Origin of the sequence: Clostridioides sp. ES-S-0048-02, assembly GCF_020658495.1 — a bacterium.
Taxonomy (GTDB): Bacteria; Bacillota; Clostridia; order Peptostreptococcales; family Peptostreptococcaceae; genus Clostridioides.
The window spans coordinates 52925-72949 of the sequence record NZ_JACVWH010000015.1 but is presented as its reverse complement, the minus strand read 5'-3'; the positions used below and the strand labels follow the sequence as shown (position 1 = coordinate 72949).

The 20025-nt window shown below is 29.6% G+C and carries 21 protein-coding genes and 1 riboswitch; of the genes, 16 read left to right on the top strand and 5 right to left on the bottom strand.

Features of this window, described 5'->3' with window-relative positions; all coding sequences use genetic code 11:
* Positions 1-458 precede the first annotated feature (458 nt).
* Complete coding sequence (locus IC173_RS16070) at positions 459-968, top strand: VanZ family protein (RefSeq protein WP_227855854.1); 510 nt, start codon at positions 459-461, stop codon at positions 966-968.
* Positions 969-1286: 318 nt separating this feature from the next.
* Here the strand turns inward: IC173_RS16070 and IC173_RS16065 are convergent, their stop codons facing one another.
* Positions 1287-1463, bottom strand: coding sequence for a hypothetical protein (locus IC173_RS16065; RefSeq protein WP_227831734.1), 177 nt, complete (start codon positions 1461-1463; stop codon positions 1287-1289).
* 54 nt (positions 1464-1517) lie between these two features.
* A riboswitch (cyclic di-GMP riboswitch) is annotated at positions 1518-1614 on the bottom strand.
* Between the two features lie 591 nt (positions 1615-2205).
* Here IC173_RS16065 and vanR point away from each other — a divergent pair.
* The 5 genes from vanR (at position 2206) to IC173_RS16040 (ending at position 6406) form a co-directional block, all read left to right on the top strand.
* A complete protein-coding gene (gene vanR, locus IC173_RS16060) occupies positions 2206-2901 on the top strand; it encodes a VanR-ABDEGLN family response regulator transcription factor (protein ID WP_227831733.1) in 696 nt (231 codons plus the stop codon).
* Between the two features lie 35 nt (positions 2902-2936).
* The gene (locus IC173_RS16055; RefSeq protein WP_227435392.1) at positions 2937-3452 is read left to right on the top strand and encodes a VanZ family protein; all 516 of its coding nucleotides are present in this window, start codon (positions 2937-2939) and stop codon (positions 3450-3452) included.
* A gap of 28 nt (positions 3453-3480) precedes the next feature.
* A complete protein-coding gene (locus tag IC173_RS16050; RefSeq protein WP_227831732.1) occupies positions 3481-4539 on the top strand; it encodes a sensor histidine kinase in 1059 nt (352 codons plus the stop codon).
* Positions 4540-4672: 133 nt separating this feature from the next.
* Positions 4673-5560 (top strand): ABC transporter ATP-binding protein, encoded by an 888-nt coding sequence (locus IC173_RS16045; RefSeq protein ID WP_227435388.1) that lies wholly within the window; start codon positions 4673-4675, stop codon positions 5558-5560.
* The gene (locus IC173_RS16040) at positions 5561-6406 is read left to right on the top strand and encodes a hypothetical protein (protein WP_413927556.1); all 846 of its coding nucleotides are present in this window, start codon (positions 5561-5563) and stop codon (positions 6404-6406) included.
* Positions 6407-6453: 47 nt separating this feature from the next.
* Here the strand turns inward: IC173_RS16040 and IC173_RS21035 are convergent, their stop codons facing one another.
* The gene (locus tag IC173_RS21035; RefSeq protein WP_413927555.1) at positions 6454-6609 is read right to left on the bottom strand and encodes a hypothetical protein; all 156 of its coding nucleotides are present in this window, start codon (positions 6607-6609) and stop codon (positions 6454-6456) included.
* A gap of 538 nt (positions 6610-7147) precedes the next feature.
* On the opposite strand from IC173_RS21035, the gene IC173_RS16035 reads away from it, so the two are divergent.
* The 4 genes from IC173_RS16035 to IC173_RS16020 all read left to right on the top strand — a co-directional run bounded on the left by IC173_RS16035 (position 7148) and on the right by IC173_RS16020 (position 8952).
* Positions 7148-7519, top strand: a complete 372-nt coding sequence (locus IC173_RS16035) for a DUF2089 domain-containing protein (RefSeq protein WP_227831730.1) — start codon at positions 7148-7150, stop codon at positions 7517-7519.
* Positions 7520-7580: 61 nt separating this feature from the next.
* Positions 7581-8042: an SHOCT-like domain-containing protein gene (locus IC173_RS16030; RefSeq protein WP_227435384.1), complete on the top strand. Its 462-nt coding sequence runs from the start codon at positions 7581-7583 to the stop codon at positions 8040-8042.
* An 18-nt stretch (positions 8043-8060) separates the two neighbouring features.
* Positions 8061-8324 (top strand): hypothetical protein, encoded by a 264-nt coding sequence (locus tag IC173_RS16025; protein WP_227435382.1) that lies wholly within the window; start codon positions 8061-8063, stop codon positions 8322-8324.
* A 163-nt stretch (positions 8325-8487) separates the two neighbouring features.
* The gene (locus IC173_RS16020) at positions 8488-8952 is read left to right on the top strand and encodes a VOC family protein (RefSeq protein ID WP_227855853.1); all 465 of its coding nucleotides are present in this window, start codon (positions 8488-8490) and stop codon (positions 8950-8952) included.
* Positions 8953-9368: 416 nt separating this feature from the next.
* Here the strand turns inward: IC173_RS16020 and IC173_RS16015 are convergent, their stop codons facing one another.
* Entirely contained in the window at positions 9369-10061 is a 693-nt protein-coding gene (locus tag IC173_RS16015) for a FadR/GntR family transcriptional regulator (RefSeq protein WP_227435378.1), read from the bottom strand.
* 24 nt (positions 10062-10085) lie between these two features.
* Positions 10086-11273, bottom strand: a complete 1188-nt coding sequence (locus tag IC173_RS16010) for an MFS transporter (RefSeq protein ID WP_227855852.1) — start codon at positions 11271-11273, stop codon at positions 10086-10088.
* 341 nt (positions 11274-11614) lie between these two features.
* Between IC173_RS16010 and IC173_RS16005 the strand changes: the two genes are divergently transcribed.
* From IC173_RS16005 to IC173_RS15985, 5 genes are all read left to right on the top strand, one after another.
* Complete coding sequence (locus IC173_RS16005) at positions 11615-13486, top strand: beta-glucoside-specific PTS transporter subunit IIABC (RefSeq protein WP_227855851.1); 1872 nt, start codon at positions 11615-11617, stop codon at positions 13484-13486.
* Positions 13487-13571: 85 nt separating this feature from the next.
* Positions 13572-14978, top strand: coding sequence for a glycoside hydrolase family 1 protein (locus tag IC173_RS16000; RefSeq protein WP_227825110.1), 1407 nt, complete (start codon positions 13572-13574; stop codon positions 14976-14978).
* A gap of 24 nt (positions 14979-15002) precedes the next feature.
* Positions 15003-15851, top strand: coding sequence for a PRD domain-containing protein (locus IC173_RS15995; protein ID WP_227825111.1), 849 nt, complete (start codon positions 15003-15005; stop codon positions 15849-15851).
* 426 nt (positions 15852-16277) lie between these two features.
* Positions 16278-16757 carry a GyrI-like domain-containing protein gene (locus IC173_RS15990; protein ID WP_227851368.1) on the top strand — a complete coding sequence of 160 codons (480 nt, stop codon included), beginning with the start codon at positions 16278-16280 and terminating at the stop codon, positions 16755-16757.
* 312 nt (positions 16758-17069) lie between these two features.
* Complete coding sequence (locus tag IC173_RS15985) at positions 17070-17426, top strand: VOC family protein (RefSeq protein ID WP_227435351.1); 357 nt, start codon at positions 17070-17072, stop codon at positions 17424-17426.
* Between the two features lie 196 nt (positions 17427-17622).
* Here the strand turns inward: IC173_RS15985 and IC173_RS15980 are convergent, their stop codons facing one another.
* A complete protein-coding gene (locus IC173_RS15980; RefSeq protein WP_227855850.1) occupies positions 17623-18954 on the bottom strand; it encodes an MATE family efflux transporter in 1332 nt (443 codons plus the stop codon).
* 102 nt (positions 18955-19056) lie between these two features.
* Between IC173_RS15980 and IC173_RS15975 the strand changes: the two genes are divergently transcribed.
* Positions 19057-19968, top strand: a complete 912-nt coding sequence (locus IC173_RS15975) for a LysR family transcriptional regulator (RefSeq protein ID WP_227855849.1) — start codon at positions 19057-19059, stop codon at positions 19966-19968.
* The last annotated feature ends 57 nt before the right edge of the window (positions 19969-20025 follow it).

The window sequence follows — 20025 nt, the reverse complement described above, 5'->3', positions numbered from 1 at the left end:
TCTTTACCATTATGCTTTAATATACTATTCAACTATTTAATTTCTTAAATTGCATTTAGATTTATTTTAGTAGTAGATAAATTAAATTTAAATATTAGACAAAAAGGTGATAGATAATTTCTATCACTTTTTTAATATATTCTACTTCAAAAATAATTTTTTATTAGTTAAAAAAATTATATAAAATTATAGTAGAAGTTGTAACAATAAAGCGAACGAAAAGCATCATACTAAAACATAAGAAATGTTATAATTATATTGTATGTTTCATAAATATACATTAAAAACACCCCTTTTATAGGAGTGCTTATTTTTTGAAATTTATTAATGTATAAACTATCAATAACATTACTCAAGACACCTTAAAATTAATTTAACAGAAATAGTTGACAGATAAATTGAATTAATATACTATTGTATTAAGTTATTAATACAATAGAACAATGAGGTGGTAATGAATGAAATCCAAAGAATACAATATTACAAAAGGGTTGTTTGTAGTGTATATAATTCTTTTGACATGGATAATACTATTTAAGATGCAATTTGATATTTCATCACTTGAAACTATGAATCTTAGAAATATAAACTTAGTACCTTTCGCTGGCTCACTTATAGTTAATAATAGAGTAGATATATCAGAGATTATATTAAATGTAGCTATATTTGTACCATTTGGCATATATTTGTGTATACTAAAAGAAGAATTTAGCTTTATAAAAAAGATTGTACCTATTTTTATAATTAGTTTGGTATTTGAAACACTTCAATATATATTTGCAATAGGTGCAAGTGATATAACCGATTTGATAGGGAATACACTAGGAGGAATTATAGGAATAGTTGTTTTTATGTTATTGTCAAAAATATTTAAGCATAAGACAATGAAAATTATTAATGTATTGGCATTGATTGTAACAGCTATTGTGGTATTATTTTTAGGCTTACTTATTATTGAAAACTTATAGAAATAAGTGCACAGACTTAGCTTAAAATAGACAGTAAAATACAATTACATATAAATTTACTTAAACATGAAAAGCATCTATATAAAGGTGCTTTCCTAAAGTATTAAAGAATTATTACATCCTGAAACTTTTGTATATTTAATTTTTGATTTTTATTTGTTCTTCTAATAAATCTAATGCACAATTCACACAAACTTTAATTTCTGTTTAACAAGAAATTAAACTCTGAATGATATAAATATATTTCAATTGTTTTTTATTAGCAATTTATTAAATGTAGATAAAACTAAAAAGGGTTTTCTAGAAAATAATGTCTATCTAATTATACTTACTTACCAATACCATTACTTGATGCAAACAAGATTCTACTACATTTTCTCCGTACTCTAGTATAAAATCATCTAACTGTGTATCTATAAAATCACAATAATCATATGAACTACCAATATAAGCAGTCAACATATGAGTACATTTATCCATTTTATCTATAAACATATATATTATTATCCCCCTAAAAAACTTTCATAAAAACAAAAAGAACAATATCCTTTTGGCAACTGGCTGACATAACTTATAAGATATTTTACAAGTCTTAGTCCCTATAGCTTTGCGTCACTAAATTTCTCTAGTTTTGCCTATTTAGTTTTATTCTACAATTTAATAATACAATGTAATTAGTTATTATTCAACATATGTGTTTGAAAATTGAATAAATTTATGAATATGAATAGTATTTTTTATATATAAAAACAAACTAAAACAGTAGAATATATGGAAAATTTTAACTGTAGTATTGATACAACGAGTTGATATGTAGAAATTCTATGTTTTAGGCAATTTTGCGAGTATATCGTATTCACAGGTGATGCTGATAAAATCAGACATAAGGTCATTAAAAACTATATCAATGTTTCTGTGGTGTTGATATAGAGTGTGAGGATACAACGAAATAAAGATGGAGAATCAAAGGAGTACTGTGAAAATGGTACTCCTTTTCTCGGAGGATTTCAGAGCGCAGGGTACAAAAACTTTGTAAAGAAAATGAATACCAAGTATTATACATTTTAGTCGTATCTGGTGGATATAAAAAGAAGCAGAAAAACCGAAAGATAATCGTAAAAAGTTGTAGAGTTAGGAAATTCTTAATAATTTCTTATGCAGGAAATCATAAATAGTAAAGATTCTTTTGATACAATAATAAAATATCTTGTATATGCGCGAAAGGAGGAAAAAAGTTATGAATGATAAAATTCTTGTAGTAGATGATGAACATGATATAGCGGACTTAATAGAGGTCTATCTGCAAAATGAAAACTATATCGTATTTAAGTATTATTCAGCTAAGGAAGCTCTTGCTTGTATAGAAAATACAGAGCTTGACCTTGCTATTTTGGATATTATGATGCCTGATGTAAATGGATTTGATATTTGTCGAAAAATACGTGAGAAGTACAATTTTCCAGTTATTATGCTAACTGCAAAAGATGAGGAAACTGACAAAATCACAGGATTAACTTTAGGAGCTGACGATTATGTCACAAAACCTTTTCGTCCCCTTGAATTAATTGCTAGAGTAAAGGCACAGCTGCGTAGATATAAAAAATACAATCCTATACAAGAAGAATCTGATACAAGTTCTGTTTTATGTTATTTAGGTTTAGAAATTAATACTAAGACATATGATTGTCTAATTGACGGAAATCCTATTTCACTTACACCAACGGAGTATTCCATACTTTGTATTTTGCTACAGAACAAGGGAACTGTTGTTAGTTCAGAGGAATTATTTTATAAAATATGGCAAGATGAGTATTATAGCAAAAGTAACAATACAATCACTGTTTATATACGACATTTGCGTGAAAAAATGGGTGATACTATTGAAAAACCTAAATATATCAAAACTATATGGGGAGTCGGTTATAAAATTTAACTACAACTCACTATGAGGAGAGGAAAAATTACGCTATGAATAAAAAAAAGAAACATTTAAAAATAATTAGTTGTGTATTATTCATACTTTATTTAATTTTATTAGTATGGATTATATTGTTTAAACTACAATTCAGAATAAGCGATATAGGTTACACAAGGAGTATCAACTTGATTCCATTTCATTACTCTACTTCTGTTGGAGAACAGTTTCATTTTGAGGAAGTGAGAGATAATATTTTAATTTTTATTCCTTTCGGAGTTTTACTTTCCATGTTGTCATCAAGAATGAAACTACAAAATAAAGTTCTTATTATTTTTGGAAGCAGTTTTATCCTTGAAATGATTCAGTATATTCTTGCTATCGGAAGTACAGATATTACAGACTTAATCACCAATATGTTTGGTGGAATAATTGGTATTGGTCTATATGCATTACTGCTGAAAATACTAAAAGATAAGCAAAAAACAGATATAGTAATTTCAACTCTAGCTGGAATCTTTGCAGTTCTTTTTTTAGCACTGATGACAGTTCTTCTGTTATCCAATTAATAAATGTATAGATATGGAGGTGATAGCAATGACAAATATTGGTACAGAAAAGAAATTACGTATGAAACTATTTATAAGCTTAATTATATATACCTTAGCTGGGTATATTTTGGTAATATTATTCGATTATGAATTCAGTAGATTTTCAAACACATTTTTTCCGTGGCTACATCTTAGAATTGACTTAATTTATTTTCTATATTTGATTATAGGTTTTTTCTGTATTTTTTATCATTACTGGAAAAAACCATGGGGATATTTGCAGGAAGTCATGAATGCCACTAAAGTAATATATCAACTAAATGACAGCACCATTGAATTATCTGAACCACTCAAAGATATGGAAAAGCAGATGAACCAAATAAAAATGGCTGTTCTACTTAGCCAGCAAGCTGTAAAAGAAGCTGAAAACAAAAAGAATGAATTAGTCATGTATTTAGCTCATGATATTCGCACACCTCTTACCTCTGTAATAGGTTATTTAAGTCTGCTGGATGAAGCACCTGACATGCCTATAGAACAGAAAGCAAAATATGTTGGAATTGCTTTGAAGAAGTCTATGCGTCTGGAAAAGCTCATTGATGAATTTTTTGAAATCACAAGGTACAATACACAGCAAATTCAACTAACAAAAACAAATGTAGATTTATACTATATGTTTGTGCAACTCATTGATGAGTTTTATCCTGTATTATCTGCTAAAGGAAATTCTGTTATACTCAACGCAAATGAGAATTTGATGGTTTATGCTGATTCTGAGAAACTAGCTAGAGTGTTTAACAACATGCTCAAAAATGCTGTTGCATACAGTTATCCTAATACAGAAATTCTTATTTACGTTCAAAAGGAACAGGATAAGATTAAAATTAAATTTGAAAACCAAGGACATACTATTCCACCAGAACAATTATCTACAATTTTTGAAAAATTTAACCGTTTAGATGATGCTCGTAAATCGGACAGTGGTGGTGCAGGTCTTGGGCTTTCTATTGCCAATGAAATTATTCTTTTACATGGTGGAGAAATTTTGGCTCAAAGTGAAAATGATAGGATTATTTTTACTGTATTACTTCCAATTCAGTCTTAGGAAAACATTAATTGGATATTAGGATTTTCTTAGGAATTTATCCTGTTAATATTAAAGTTTAAAACGTCCTTGTTTAGTAAAATAAAACTGAACAAGGACGTTTGTCTTTGTATTATAAAAAAGGAGAAAAGACATGGAATTAACAATTACAAATCTTAAAAAAAATTTTAAGAATAAAACCGCAGTTGATGATGTTTGTTTAAATCTTACACCTGGTGTGTGGGGGCTTCTTGGAGCTAATGGTGCTGGTAAGACTACGCTTATGAAAATGATTGCGAATATTCTAAAACCAACTAGTGGAAAAATTGTTTTTGATGGTAAGGATATTCATTCAATGGGAGAAGAATACAGAAATCTATTCGGTTTCTTACCACAGGATTTTGGTTTCTTTCAAGATTTTACAGTAAAGGACTATTTGGAGTATGTGTCTGCATTAAAGGACGTTCCTGCTAGAGAAACAAGAAAAAAGATTGACAGTCTGCTGCATACACTTACCTTGACTGATGTCAAAAATAAAAAAATTATCAAGTTATCTGGTGGAATGAAACGTCGAGTGGGAATTGCACAAGCAATGTTAAATGACCCGAAACTTCTAATAATGGATGAACCAACAGCTGGACTTGACCCTGGAGAGCGAGTTCGTTTCCGAAACTTTATTTCAGAGTTCTCTCATGACAGGATTGTCCTTATTTCAACTCATATCGTATCTGATATTGAGTATATTGCTACTCAAAATGCCATTATGAAATCAGGAAGAATTCTTGATGTAGGGACAACAGATGAATTGGTCAAACAAGTTACAGGTAAAGTTTGGAATTGTATCATACCTGCTGAAAAGATGCCTATGTATGAAATGCAGCTTCGTATTATTAATCAACGTAGTGAAGGTAATAATCAGGTATCAGTTCGTTATTTGGCAGATGAAGCCAAAACAAGTGACTCAATAATGGCTTCGCCCCGTTTGGAGGACTTATATTTATGGTTATTTCCGCAAGAGGAAATAAGTGAGGAGGGAAAGTAAATGATTCGTATTTATCGTCTTGAAATAAAACGTGTGTTGAAATCACGTCGTTCTATCATTTTATTACTTATTTCACTATTCATGTCTGTTGTGATGGCTTGGCTTCCGGTATTGTATGAGGACATCAATCAATATGATAAAAACGGCAACAAGGTAGCAGAATTAAATGGTCTGGAAGCAATTGCCTATAAAAAATCACTTCGCTCGGAAAATAATGGAGAAGTTACTATGGAAAAACTCAAAGAAGCTTTGAATATCTATCAAAGTGCAGTTTTGCCATATGGAGAAGACAGCCTTAGTAGTGGTGAATTCCCTACAGATATTTATATAAAAAAGGTATTTCCCATTCAATCTCTATTGGCAAGACTGCCAGAAGCCTATTCTAATCCAAAGACTGGTCAGGGAATAAGCTTAATGGATATTTCTCCTGATAAATTAGATGGTTTTTATGAGCAGACTACGCAACATCTTAAAGATATCATGCAGATGGAGCAAAAGAAATATCCAACCGCACAGAAACATGCGATACAAAAATATGTAGAAGTAAATACGCCTTTTCAGCTTTATACTGGATATTCAAGAGATGCATTTGATTATATTATTCTATTTATTTTTTTCCTAGTCATTCTTTGTACAGCGGCTGTGACCCCTACGTTTTCTAATGAATACCAAACGGGTTCAGATAGTATTTTGCGCTGTACAAAGCATGGACATTCTCGATTGGCAATTGCAAAGATTATGGCTGCACTTACTATTTTTACTGTAGCATTTGTCATATGTATTTCAATTCATTTGACAATTTCAAATCTAGCATTTGGAACTGAGTGTATGAAAACATCTATGTAGATGCTATTTTCAGTTATCAGTCTGCCTGCACTTAATTTAGGGCAGCTTCAGATTACTTTGGCAATAGGAGGGCTTATTTCACTGCTGGCAACTGTCAGTTTCACACTGTTTTTATCAGCTAAATGCAAGGATTCACTCTCTGTTATCCTAATTGCTATTGTAACATGTTTACTTCCAATATTTACGTATTCGGCTGGAGCCAATTGGCTTACTTTTATCTTACCATCAGCAGGAATAGGTGTGCAAAATAGTTTACTGTACCAATTGACTAGATTTAATTATCTGCATATTGGACAGGCAAGCATCTGGTCACCCTATGTCATAATAGTGGCATCAATAATTGAAATTCCTGTATTTCTTCTTCTTGCTATACGGGCTTATAACAAACATCAGGTTATATAAATCAACATTCTGTGAACAACTGTTTAGTAGTTAAAAACCTTTGTTTAGGAATAGAAATGTTTCATCTTAAATATAGGTGTTAGTAAAATGGTGGCTCTGAAATAAAATCAAAGTAGCCATTTTCTAATGTGTATTTAAAACATATTATCAATGATACAAAAATTAATCGAAAATGAATAGTTCCTCAATTGGTACATCTACTATTCTTGATATATCTATTGCTGATTTTAGATATGTATTAATTATTTTAATATAAATATTAATTATTTTAATATATATATTGACTTTATTAATTTTTTGATTTATATTATAAACATTAGATAGAAAGAAGGTGATGTGATGTATCAAGTTATCAGCCGCTGTCCTGTATGTGGAAGAAAACTTAAAGTTGTCAAGCTACAATGTGAAAACTGTGATACAGTGATTGAAAATGATTTCTGCCTCAGTGCATTTGACTATCTATCTGCAGATGATTTATTCTTTGCAGAAACATTTTTAAAATGTCGTGGTAATATAAAAGAAGTGGAAAAAGAACTAAAGATTTCTTATCCAACTGTTCGTTCTAGGTTAGATGATATTATCCAAAAACTAGACGGAAAATCTAATGTGATATCTTCTTCTGATTCACATAAAAAGGAGATTTTAGATGCACTGGAAAAAGGAGAAATCACTCCAGCAGAGGCATTAGAACAAATAAAAGAAAATAAATGAAGCTCTATCTCTATTTCTGACAGTAGTCAGGAGTAGTGACCAAAATATGAGGCTATTTCTGTTGGAATGGATACAGAAGAGCAGAAATGAGGAAAATAATATGGATGAAAAAATGAGGATTTTAACAATGGTAGAGGAGGGAAAGCTTTCTGCCAAAGAGGCAATTGACTTGATTGATGCATTAGATAAAACTACATCTCAAGAGGAGTATACGAATTATTCAGAAGACTTTGATAGTCAAGCTTTTACTAAACAAAGCAGTACTTCATATGAAAATAAGATGTTGAAGATTATTGTGGACACTCCAGATGGTGATAAAGTAAATGTGCAACTTCCTGTAAAGATTATACGTCAAGTGTTGAAAATGACAGGTAAGTTGCCAATTAAGAGTGAAGATTTGCAAGGTATAGACCTAGATGCTCTTACTACCTCTATTCTTGAATGTCTGGATAATGAAACACTTGGCAATATCATAGAGGTTGACTCTGCTGATGGCACTACAGTTAAAGTTTTTATAAAATAATACTAGGAGAATAGGTTTATGCGCATTATTGTCCGCTCAAAAGAAACAAATTTGTGGCTACCCATACCATTGTTTCTAGCAAATACTGCAGTTCTTTTGTTGCCAGAATCGGTTATTGAAGAGATTAAAAAATCACTTCCAGAGCCATATCAGGAAGTCATTACCAAAAAATTTCTGCAGGAACTCGTTCGAGAGTGTCAGTCTGTTCTTAAGCAGTACAAGGGACTTGAGATTGTTCATGTGGAAACTCAGGATGGCACTTTTGTATCCATTCGCTTATAAAGTAGTGTTTATTTTGTATATTACTATTATTTAGAGAACTTACATTTACTGAGAACACTTATATTTATTGACTTAAAAATGACGAAAACATGTCCGTTTTTTACAATATTTTTTTCTAGTACTAATGTTATAATCTATTTACTAATGTTGATGGAGGTAACTTATGAAATATGCAGGTTGTTTATTTGCAGTAAAAGATATTCAAATTGCTCGTAAATTCTATGAAGAATTATTTGATTTAAAAGTTATTGTTGACTATGGAAAAAACATTGTATTTGAGAGTGGATTGTCATTGCAACAAGATTTTGATTGGTTGACAGGAATCTCGAAAGAAGATATGAAAGACAAAGAGAATAATTGTGAAATATTCTTTGAAGCAGAGTCTTTTGAAGAGTTTATATCAAAACTAAATAAAAGAAGTGATGTTACTTTACTTCGTGATGTGGAAGAAGCACCATGGGGGCAAAAGGTAGTTCGAATTTATGACTTGGATAATCATTTAATTGAAATAGGTGAGTCTATGAAATCAGTAGTTAATAGATTCCAAGAACAAGGTATGAATCTTACAGAAGTGGCGACGAGAATGGATATAACTATTGATGATGTTAATCAAATTTTACAAGGCTAAATTATGGCTGATTAAGTAAATCTCAATATCAAACTAAGTAATTCTAAATATCAAAATATAAAACAGTAAATTCTCATGATTTGCTGTTTTTTATATGCATAATTAAAAAAATGATATGATAATCATTAAAAATACCTAAACTAGGAAAAAAGAAGGCTACCAAATAATGCTTTATAATTGTTTATATTACAGTCAATTTTATTTTTAAGTAACGATTATATACAATCTAATATTAATTATGATACTTAATAAAATAATCTATGAATAGTAAAACAGAGCTTATTTGGACACTATATTTAGTAGTATATTAAAATAAGCTCTTTATAGTACATATTATAAATATTTAGTTCTCATAAGTCTGAACTATTAGACCTATAATTCTCACGAGTTTAACTATAAGACCTACAAATAGAAGTTTAATCACGCTGAAATAACTGAATAACTCCCTCTAAATGGTTATACATTGATGTATAACCCAAATTAGCATCTTTACTATCAAAAGCCATCATTATCTCATTGTGATGACTAATCATATCTTGTAGTGAATTTCTATATTTAAAGCCAAAGTGTTGATTAGAAGACACAGTTTTAGGTATTAATTCATAATACTTTATAAAAATTGGATTATGAGAAGCTAAAATTATTTCTTTGTGAAATTGCAGGTCAGCATCATAACATTCTTCTATTAAGCCTTGTGAAACTTTGTCTAGTTCTTCTACAGATTTCAAGTAAGCATATCTTATTCTCTGAAGTTCTTCAGAAGTAGCATTTAAAATGGCTAACTTAGTAGCTTCACTTTCTATAAGTTGTCTTGCTCTTAAAGATTCAACGTAAAATTCTTGTATATTATGATTTTTATAAACTTCATTATCAGAAAAAAGGTCAACTTTTTTAAATCCTTCAACTATGGGGCTTGAATAGGGAATAGACCTAAGTATTCCTTCTTTACAAAGTTTGTCTATAGCATTCCTTACAGGAATTCTACTTATATTAAATAGTTCAGCAATCTTTCTTTCACTTGGCAATTTACTATTAATTTTAAAATTTCCATTTAGAATATTTACTTTAATATAATCAATAATTTGTTCAGTGGCACTTAAATTTGTCATAAAAACTCCTAAACATATAATTTTTTATGAGTGTATTATATCACAATTAAGAGGTAAATTTAATTTTTTATAGTATGTATAAGATAATATGGAAGCAATTATAGCAATAAAAGCTAAAGTAAAATAACCATATTGTATTGAAATATAATCTGATATTTTACCCACTAGCATTGGAAATATAGACATTCCTATAGCATAAACTGCTTGAAAAAATCCCATTGCAGTAGATTTTTGATATTTTGGTATATTTTTCATAGACTCACTAGTAAGGTAAGAAAGAAGTATACCTGTAGATATTCCTGGTAACGATTGTAGCATAAATATTATATTAATACTTTTTACTGTTGGAACTAGAAAGCAATAAACTGAAATCAAAAAAAACACTGAGGGAATCCAAAATTTTGGTCCATGCTTTGTACAAAATTTAGTAGAAGCAAATCCAGAAGATACAACAGCACATACCATGTAAAATATAGAAGATAAGCCTATAATGGTAGAACTAGAGCCTAGTTGTTTAAGAATTTGAGTAGTAAATGACATTGTTGTAGACATTTGGATTCCTTGTTGAATCAATGCCATAAAAGAAAAAAATACAAGTCTTTTGTCTTTACATATAGATAAATAATTTTTAAATGGGATTTTTTCGGTTATTTTTCCTGAGTGATGATTTTTTACATTTAAGGCTAGAAGTGTACCAATGATTGAAGATATTACACTCATAATACACAAATTTACCATTCCTAATTTTTCATAAAATAAGGTACTCATGACAAATCCAATTAACATTCCTAGGTTGTTTACCAAAATTATTGTACTTGTAGCTTTTTGTTGATGTTCTATGGAAAAAAAATCAGTGTAGTGAACCATGTAAGAAATCCAAGTTGATGATGCTATTCCAGATAAGATATTAGCTATAAGAAATCCTTCTCCTCCAGGAGAAATAACTCTTATAAGAGATGCCAAACCAGCAAATAAAATTCCACATAGTATAAATATTTTATGTTTGTTTATAGAATCTGCAAAAACCCCAATAGGAAGTCTTAGTAAGCATTGTGAGATTCCATATGAGCCTATTATTATACCAATCATGTTTGTAGATACGTGACATATACTTAAATATGGATTTTGAAAAGGTATGTATACGTATTGTGAAAACCAGAAAAATACAACAATAGAGAGTAAAAGTAATTTTTGATTAAATATTTTTTTCATATTATCCTCCAAATGGTATGTTTATAATGGAAATAATATACCATTTTGTTTAGTAAATCAAGTATTTTAAAATTTTAAAAATAAATTTCGATATAACAATAAGAATTATTTGTTGAAAAATTATATTTTATAGTTGAATTAAGAAAACGCTTATGTTACTATAAAGTTAACAAATTTGAATATTACAGTAGACGTGTTACTGGTGATGCAGGCAAGATCGAATCAATTTTTATAGGTTACCTATATAGTACTATGGGTATAATCTATTTATTTGGTTCGATTTTTTTGTTTAATTGGCCATAAAAACAAAAAGCCTATAATTAAAGATGGAGGATTTATATATGGATTATAAAAAAGTAGCTCAAGAAATTCTACAAAATGTAGGTGGAAAAGAGAATATAAATGAAGTTACTCACTGTATGACGAGACTTAGATTCAAAGTTAAAATTACCTCTAAGGTTAATAAGGATAAGTTAACCAGAACTGAAGGAGTAATAACTGTTGTAGAGAGTATGGGTCAGATACAAGTTGTAATTGGTAATAAAGTAAAAAAAGTGTATGATGAGATTGTAAAAATGGTACCTCAATCAAGTGAAATAGATAATAAAAATGGAAATGAAGAAAAACAAGGTATCATGAACTCTATATTATCTGCTGTAGCTGGAATATTTACACCTACAATACCTGCTATAGCAGGGGTTGGTATGATTAAAGGTATTTTATCAGTTCTTGCTATGTACTATATGAATAAAAATGGTGTAGATATAAAAGAGACTCAAAGTTATATTATTCTAAATGCTATGGCTGATTCTATATTCTATTTTATGCCTATCATACTAGGATATACTGCGGCTAAAGTGTTTAATGCAAATAAAATAATATCTATGGTATTAGGGGCAACACTTTGTTATCCAGCCTTTACAGCTTTGATGGCAGGGGAAGAAACAGTTAGATTTTTAGGATTAGCAGTAACAAAGGCCACATATACATCATCTGTTATTCCAATAATTATTGCTATATGGGCTCTTTCATATGTTGAAAAAATACTGGAAAAGTATATACCTGAAGTAATTAAAATAATAATGGTTCCAACTTTATCATTAGTTATAATCTTACCTGCAACATTGTTTTTATTTGGACCAATTGGGATATATATAGGAAATATTATAAACTTTGTTTACAAGTATATTTATGAACTAAGCCCTGCATTGTGTGGAGCATTCATAGGTGGATTATGGTGCGTATTAGTTATATTTGGTGCACATAGAGCACTACTACCAATAGGTATAAGTGATGTTGCTCAAACTGGAAGACAGAATTTATTGGCTTTTGCAGGAGCCGCAAACTTCTCGCAAGCAGGAGCTGCTCTAGGTGTATTCTTTAAAACTAAAAATCAAGGATTAAAGACAATCTCTATGTCTGCAACTATAACGGCACTATTTGGTATAACTGAGCCTGCAATATATGGAGCTAATCTTAGGTTAAAAAAACCAATGGTATGTGCTGTAATATGTGGTGCAATTGGAGGTGGCATAATGGGAGTGGGTGGCTCTTATGGTAACGCATTCGCAAACCAAGGTGTTTTAACTATACCTGTATATGCTGAAGCAGGAACGTTAGGTTTTTTAAGTTATCTAGGAGGTTGTGCTATAGCATTTTTTGGTTCAGCTATTTTAACTTATCTGGTTGGGTTTGAAGATTTAGAAGAATCTTCTAAAGGAAATAGCTCTACTATAAAAGTAGAAACAAAAGAGGGCATTGTTGATATAACTTCACCTGTGGAAGGAGATTGTATAGAATTATCAGAAGTAAAAGATGATGTATTTGCATCAAAAGCTATGGGAGAAGGTATAGCTGTATTACCTACAAAAGGAGTAATAATAGCTCCTACTGATTGTGAAGTAGCTTCTTTATTTCCAACACTACATGCAATAGGATTAAAGCTAGATAATGGAGCAGAAATGTTGATACATGTTGGAATTAATACAGTAGAGTTAAATGGAAAACACTTTGTAAAACATGTTAATCAAGGAGATTTAGTGAAAAAAGGTTCTAAACTGATAACCTTCGATATAGATGAAATAAAAAAAGCTGGATATGATATAACTACACCAGTTATAGTAAATAATACATTTGATTTTGCACAGGTGATTTCTTGTAAATCCAGTCATGTATCTACAAATGATAAAATAATTTCATTAGTTAATAATTAAATTGATTAGAACTATAAAAATTAGCTTAGTGCAATAAAGCAACAAATAAAACGATTAAAACATTAATATAAAAGGAGTGACACTTATGAATACAGGATTTCCAAAAGATTTTTTATGGGGAGCATCATCTTCAGCATTTCAAGTGGAAGGAGCTTGGGATAAAGATAATAAAGGAAAAACAGTGGCTGATTACAATTCTTTTAAAAAGTCTCACTTGCAAGCAGACACTAAAGTAGCATCAGATTTTTATCATAATTATGAAGAAGATATTGAACTGATGAAAGAATTAGGAATGAAAACTTATCGTTTCTCAATTTCATGGGCAAGACTAATTCCAGATGGGGAAGGAGAAATAAACCAAAAGGGAATAGATTTTTATAATAAAGTAATAGATAAATTAATAGAGTGTGACATTGAGCCATTTGTAACTTTATATCACTTTGACCTACCTTTTGCATTAGTGGAGAAGTATAATGGTTGGGAAGGTAGAGAGACTGTTTATGCCTTTGAAAGATTTGCCAAAGTATGCTTTGAGCATTTTGGAGATAGAGTGAAATATTGGCAACCTCATAATGAACAGAATTTAATAGTTAGAGTAGAAGAGAGAATTAATATATATAATGAAACAGACCCATGGAAGATAGATAAAATGCGTGCTCAAATGGATTATAATCTTTGTTTAGCTCATGCATTGGCAGTTAATGCATGCCATGAAATGATAGAAGGAAGCAAGATTGGAGCAGCAGTATCATCATCTGTAACATATCCTCTTACATCTAAACCAGAAGATGTATACGCAGCAAGAATGAATGACAACTTTAAAGTGTACTACATGCTTGATATGCATTATTATGGAGAGTATCCAGGGTATTATATGAATTATCTTGAGAAAAGAAATATAGTTCCTCATATGGAAAATGAAGATAAAGAAGTACTTAAAAAAGCTAAAATGGATTTCATAGCTGTAAATTATTATAGAACAAACTGTGCAGAGGCCTTACCTGAGGATTCACAACATCCATTTGGACTAAGAGAAGGAACAGTTGACTTTAGTATGTATGGATTATTTAAGATGTCGATGAATCCTAATCTAAAGGCTTCAGAGTATGGAGCATCAATAGATTCATCAGGACTTAGAGTTGCATTGAATGAATATTGGCAAAGGTATCACTTACCTGTTATAATAACGGAGAATGGTCTTGGAGCTAAAGATGTCCTTGAAGATGGTAAAATTCATGATGACTATCGTATAGATTATTTAAATACTCATATAAATGCATGTAAATTAGCTATTGAAGATGGTGTAGAAATGATGGGATATTGTCTATGGTCATTTACAGACCTTTTAAGTTCTTCACAAGGTTTCAACAAACGTTATGGGCTTGTTTACATAAACAGAACAGACCATGAAACCTTAGATTTAAAAAGAATAAAGAAAGATAGTTTTTATTGGTATAAAGAAGTCATAAAGAGTAATGGAATAACAAAATAAATATAATATATTGAGGTTTTTAGTATGTACATTACAAAGGTATTAAATAATTCGTTGCTACTTGCAAAGGATGATAATGACGAAGAGATAATATTGATGGGAAAAGGAATTGGTCATAATTATAAGATTGGGTCTGAGTTAAATAAAGAAGATATAGAAAAAACTTTCGTTCTTCATGATGAAAATATAAAAAAGAGCATTGTACAACTTGCATCAGAAATAGATGCAGAATACTTTGGTATAGCTCAAATGATAATCTCATATGGAATAGAAAAGTATAATTTAAAACTTATGAACCATATATATTTGGCTTTAACTGACCACATCGCCTTTGCAGTGAGACGCTTTAAAGAAGGTATAATGATTGAGAATTACTATTTGTTTGAAATTAAAGAATTTAATCCAAAAGAATATGATATAGGAAAATATGCGATTACTGTTTTTAAGGAGGTTCTTGGTCTAGACCTACCAGAAGAGGAAATTGGTAATATAGCAGGCCATTTTATAAATGCACAACAAGACAATCCTTATAGTGATAGAAATAAGAGAAGTGCTAAAATTGTGAATGCCATTTTACAAATAGTTCATTATCACTTTTCTATTGTATATAATAAAGAATCATTTTATTATATGAGATTTGTAATGCATCTAAAGGCTTTTTCTCAAAGATTTCTGGCTAATGAACCATCAAAAGAAAAGATAGATTTTATATATAATCAAGTGCGTAAAAATTGTAAGGAAGAATATGAATGTGTAAATAAAATAGGAGCCTATATACACAAGGAATACTCTAGAAAATTACCTCGTCAGGAGGAATTATATTTAATGATTCATATTCATAAGATTCTAGGGGAGCTAGATGAAAACTGTTAAAATGTTTTAGTATATTAGTAACTTGATAATAAAAATAAGAATTAACCAAATTTAAATAATGGAATTATTTTAAGAGATAGCTATTAAACTATCTCTTAATTTTATGCAAAAAATGACTCTAAAAGTAGTAACCTAGAAAATATGTTTAATCCTAATGTTATTTATATATTAGAAGAACTACAAGATTAATATTGATTTTCTTTATGAATTTCAAGGATGAATACTAGTGATTTATAATAAGCAGTACTATTTCTTATTTGAGTTATTCATTATTTTCAATCCATTTGTATTTACTTAAAATAAGAGCACTGTGTGACAAGCATCATAATATTGGTTTTGTTATACTGTTAATATAAAGATGCAACTAAGAATAAAAACTACGAAACAGAGGCTAAGAAATAAAAATAAAGTAATGGAGGATATGAAATGGCTAGAATATCTAATATAACGATGGCTGAACAGCCTTCGTATTGCATTTTAGCAATACGAAAAACTATTGACTTTATGGTAGAATTTTCAGAGTTTTCACAGCAAAGTTTTCGAAAAATTTCCAACTATTTGGAAGAAAAGGGAATATTGTCTGCAGGAGCACCAATTGTATGCTTTCATAACATGGACTTAGAAAAATTAGATGTTGAAGTAGGTTTTCCTGTAGCTAATCATTCTGTATTTAATAATATGGATACAGAAAATGAAATTTTGCAAAAGATTGTTCCAACACAGAAAATAATAACTGCAATTGATTTAGGACCATATGAACTGCAAGACCCTACACTTGAAGAATTATTTTTGTGGGCGAAGGATAGTGGATATGAACTTTATGGAGATATCTATTATCAGTACTTGAATGATTTAAATCGTCCTGAAAGTGAGTATCTCACTAAAATGATGTTACCTATTCTATAAATAACAAAACAGAATAGAAATTCTGTGGATACATAGGTTTAGCTGTAATAAAAAACAAGTTAACTACCATTTTACTATGAATGGTAGTTAACTTGTTTTTTATATGGATTGTTTATGATATGACAGATTGAATTGTTACTTAATGAGTGACTAATAGACGTTTTTATTGAAAGTTACTACCTGTTATGTGATAATAAGGACTTGTTAGGGTAATTATTATAGTTGTGGTTTAATGATTGAGATATTATCATAATATTTGCAAAATGATATAATCGAGAAGAAACAAGACAGATAAATAAAGGAGTAAATAATATGAAGATATATGATGTATTAACACGTTTTTATATTAAGGATATAGAAAATGCAATTCCTTTTTATGAAAATCTTTTAAAAGATAAATGTTCTTTACGTTTTTCTTATAAAGAAGTGGGGTTAGAGTTGGCTCAAGTAGGAAATGTTTTGCTGTTATCTGGTTCTGATACTGCTCTTAAGCCATTTATAGAAACGAAAGCTACTTTTATGGTTGATTCTGTGGATGAATGGAGAAGTCATCTGCTACAAAGTGGAGCAGTAGTAATAAGAGATAAGAAAAAAGTTCCTACAGGATATAATATGACAGTAAAACATCCAGATGGCACAATTATAGAGTATGTTCAGCATACAAAATAAAATTAGCTCAAAATATGGGATTAACTCAAACACAGGATTAACTTTAAAATAGAGTTATTAATAAATAGCTTAGGGTAATATATTATATACTCAAAAGTTTAATTTGTTAATCTTAACTCTGATATATTATAAATTAGATTAATATGTATCAAAATAAAAAAAGTTATTTACATAAAAGGTGAACTTTGGATAGAGTTCACCTTTCTATTTTTTTTGACCTACAAAAAATAATATACTGAAATGTCACAACAGAAACCCATCCTATGCCAGTAGCAAATGCAATTGTCTTTAAACCAAATTGTTGAATAAACAAATAAGAAATAATAACACGAATTGATATATGTAAGACGGTTCCAATTACAGGAATATTTACTTTTCCACTTCCTCTATACCATCCAACAAATGCACTTCCTATAAAACATAAAACATAGAAAATAGAGATAGTTTTCATGTACTCTATGCCATTTATCATAATTCTACTATTGGCATTATTTGTCATAAATTCAATAGTAGTCTTTGCGAAGAAATACATTATCAAAGATAATCCAATTCCTAGACAAACTAGTGTAATCAATCCTGTATAAAATCCTTGCTTTGCTCTTTTTCTATTTTCATTTCCAAGATTTTGTGCGACAAATATAGAGATAGCCTCAGCACCACTATCACCAAAAGAATTAGCAAAGCCTTCAATTCTTGTTGTAGCAGTGTATGCTGTAATCATGTCTGCTCCCATTAGATTTACAGCTCCCTGTACTAGTAATTTTCCAATATATAAACTGGATTGATGAAGAGCTGAAATTAGACTATAGGATAGAGTTAATCTTAATAATTTCCATTCAAACTTCATATCTTCCTTTCTAAACAAAAGAAATGAAATGTTTTTTCTTATATAAATAAAACAAAGAATTGATGCAAGAGTCTGTGAAAGTACAGTTGCAGAAGCTGCTCCTTGGATTCCAAAATCACATACTGCAACAAAAACTATATCCAAAACAGTATTTATTATCATTGAAAGCATTAAGATAATTAGGGTAGCTTTAGTATTCCCAACAGCTCTCAAGGCTGCTGATAATAAATTATAAAAATATGTTGCGATAAGTCCACAAAAAATAATATTTAGGTATGGTATCGCGATATTTGAAACTTCTTGTGGTGTATGAATTAGATTTAGTAATGGAGAGAGTATAAATATTGAACATATACTTAATCCTAAAGTTAATGTAATGCCAAAGATAGTTGCTAGAAAAGATTCTTTTCTAAATGAAGATAAATCACTAGCTCCATAAAAATGTGCAAATATAATTGATATACCTGTACAACTTCCACTTAGTACAAATATAAAAAGGTTCATAATAGTTCCAGCTACACCTACAGCAGCAAAAGCAGTTTGACTTACAAACCTACCAACTATAATAGCATCAATAGTATTGTAAAGTTGTTGGAGTATATTTCCTAAAAGTAATGGGAACATGAGTATGACCAACTCTTTCTTTATGTAACCTTCTGTTAAGTTAGTTGTATATTTCATAATGGCACCTCGTTAAATTTTAAGATACAATTAGTTTACAGTCAGATTAAATAATTGTAAAATGCTGTTTTTATCCATATAATATAAATAAATATTTATATTATGAATTGGGGTAAGATTATGACAGAACTTGAGATACAAGCTTTTTTGACTATTATAAAGCTGGGAAGCATTTCTGCTGCTGCTGAAAGTTTATATGTTACTCAGCCAGCTTTAAGTAGACGCATACATGCATTAGAAGCTGAATTGGGATACAAATTAATTAATCGAAAAAAGGGAGTACGAATATCAGAGTTGACAGAAGAAGGGAAGGCATTTGTTCCAATTGCAGAAAAATATAAAACTCTCTTACAAGAAGCTAAGTATATAACTAAGATTGATAGAAGTAAAATTATAAATATATCCTCTATAGGAAGTGTTAGCTCATACATACTTCCAGATGTATTTTCCTGTTTTATGAATACATATCCAGAGTATAATGTAAATTTTTATAACTATCATTCTTATGAAGCATATGATTATGTTTCCAAGGGGGAAGTTGATATAGCTCTTATTTCAGATGATATGTTTTTTAATGACATAGAAACAATACCAATATTTAAAGAAGCCATGTTACTGGTAACAAGTTATGGCTCAAAATACAATGGAGAATTGCATCCATCTGTTTTAGATGTTGCCGATGAAATAAGACTTCCATGGAATCCTGAATATGATTTGTGGCATAATTTTTGGTTTCGTTCAACTCTTCAACCTAAAGTATTTTTAGACCAAATGTCTCTTTTAGAGTATTTTATGAGACAAGAAAATGTATGGGCCATTGTGCCAGTATCAGTAGCATATCACCTTAAAGAAATATCTAATATCGAGATACATTACATAAAAGATGCTCCACCAGATAGGTTTATTTATTATTTAGTTAAAGAATCTAATAAACAGGAAATAATAGATAAATTTTTAGATTTATTAAACGAAAAACTATTGAAAATTAAAGGGTTGGAGTCTTTAATTAAATAATAGAAGAGAAGATAGTAAATCTTAAAGTTAAAAGTTTATTTAGAGTTAAATAAATTA

Excerpts from the sequence above, each read along its gene's own strand:
- IC173_RS16045 (WP_227435388.1), top strand. The coding sequence starts at position 4,673 with ATGGAATTAACAATTACAAATCTTAAAAAAAATTTTAAGAATAAAACC.
- IC173_RS16040 (WP_413927556.1), top strand. The coding sequence starts at position 5,561 with ATGATTCGTATTTATCGTCTTGAAATAAAACGTGTGTTGAAATCACGT.
- IC173_RS16010 (WP_227855852.1), bottom strand. The coding sequence starts at position 11,273 with ATGAAAAAAATATTTAATCAAAAATTACTTTTACTCTCTATTGTTGTA.
- IC173_RS16050 (WP_227831732.1), top strand. The coding sequence starts at position 3,481 with ATGACAAATATTGGTACAGAAAAGAAATTACGTATGAAACTATTTATA.
- IC173_RS16065 (WP_227831734.1), bottom strand. The coding sequence starts at position 1,463 with ATGTTTATAGATAAAATGGATAAATGTACTCATATGTTGACTGCTTAT.
- IC173_RS15990 (WP_227851368.1), top strand. The coding sequence starts at position 16,278 with ATGGCTAGAATATCTAATATAACGATGGCTGAACAGCCTTCGTATTGC.
- vanR (WP_227831733.1), top strand. The coding sequence starts at position 2,206 with ATGAATGATAAAATTCTTGTAGTAGATGATGAACATGATATAGCGGAC.
- IC173_RS16055 (WP_227435392.1), top strand. The coding sequence starts at position 2,937 with ATGAATAAAAAAAAGAAACATTTAAAAATAATTAGTTGTGTATTATTC.
- IC173_RS16015 (WP_227435378.1), bottom strand. The coding sequence starts at position 10,061 with ATGACAAATTTAAGTGCCACTGAACAAATTATTGATTATATTAAAGTA.
- IC173_RS16070 (WP_227855854.1), top strand. The coding sequence starts at position 459 with ATGAAATCCAAAGAATACAATATTACAAAAGGGTTGTTTGTAGTGTAT.
- IC173_RS16020 (WP_227855853.1), top strand. The coding sequence starts at position 8,488 with ATGAAATATGCAGGTTGTTTATTTGCAGTAAAAGATATTCAAATTGCT.
- IC173_RS16035 (WP_227831730.1), top strand. The coding sequence starts at position 7,148 with ATGTATCAAGTTATCAGCCGCTGTCCTGTATGTGGAAGAAAACTTAAA.
- IC173_RS16000 (WP_227825110.1), top strand. The coding sequence starts at position 13,572 with ATGAATACAGGATTTCCAAAAGATTTTTTATGGGGAGCATCATCTTCA.
- IC173_RS16005 (WP_227855851.1), top strand. The coding sequence starts at position 11,615 with ATGGATTATAAAAAAGTAGCTCAAGAAATTCTACAAAATGTAGGTGGA.
- IC173_RS15995 (WP_227825111.1), top strand. The coding sequence starts at position 15,003 with ATGTACATTACAAAGGTATTAAATAATTCGTTGCTACTTGCAAAGGAT.
- IC173_RS16025 (WP_227435382.1), top strand. The coding sequence starts at position 8,061 with ATGCGCATTATTGTCCGCTCAAAAGAAACAAATTTGTGGCTACCCATA.
- IC173_RS15975 (WP_227855849.1), top strand. The coding sequence starts at position 19,057 with ATGAATTGGGGTAAGATTATGACAGAACTTGAGATACAAGCTTTTTTG.
- IC173_RS15985 (WP_227435351.1), top strand. The coding sequence starts at position 17,070 with ATGAAGATATATGATGTATTAACACGTTTTTATATTAAGGATATAGAA.
- IC173_RS15980 (WP_227855850.1), bottom strand. The coding sequence starts at position 18,954 with ATGAAATATACAACTAACTTAACAGAAGGTTACATAAAGAAAGAGTTG.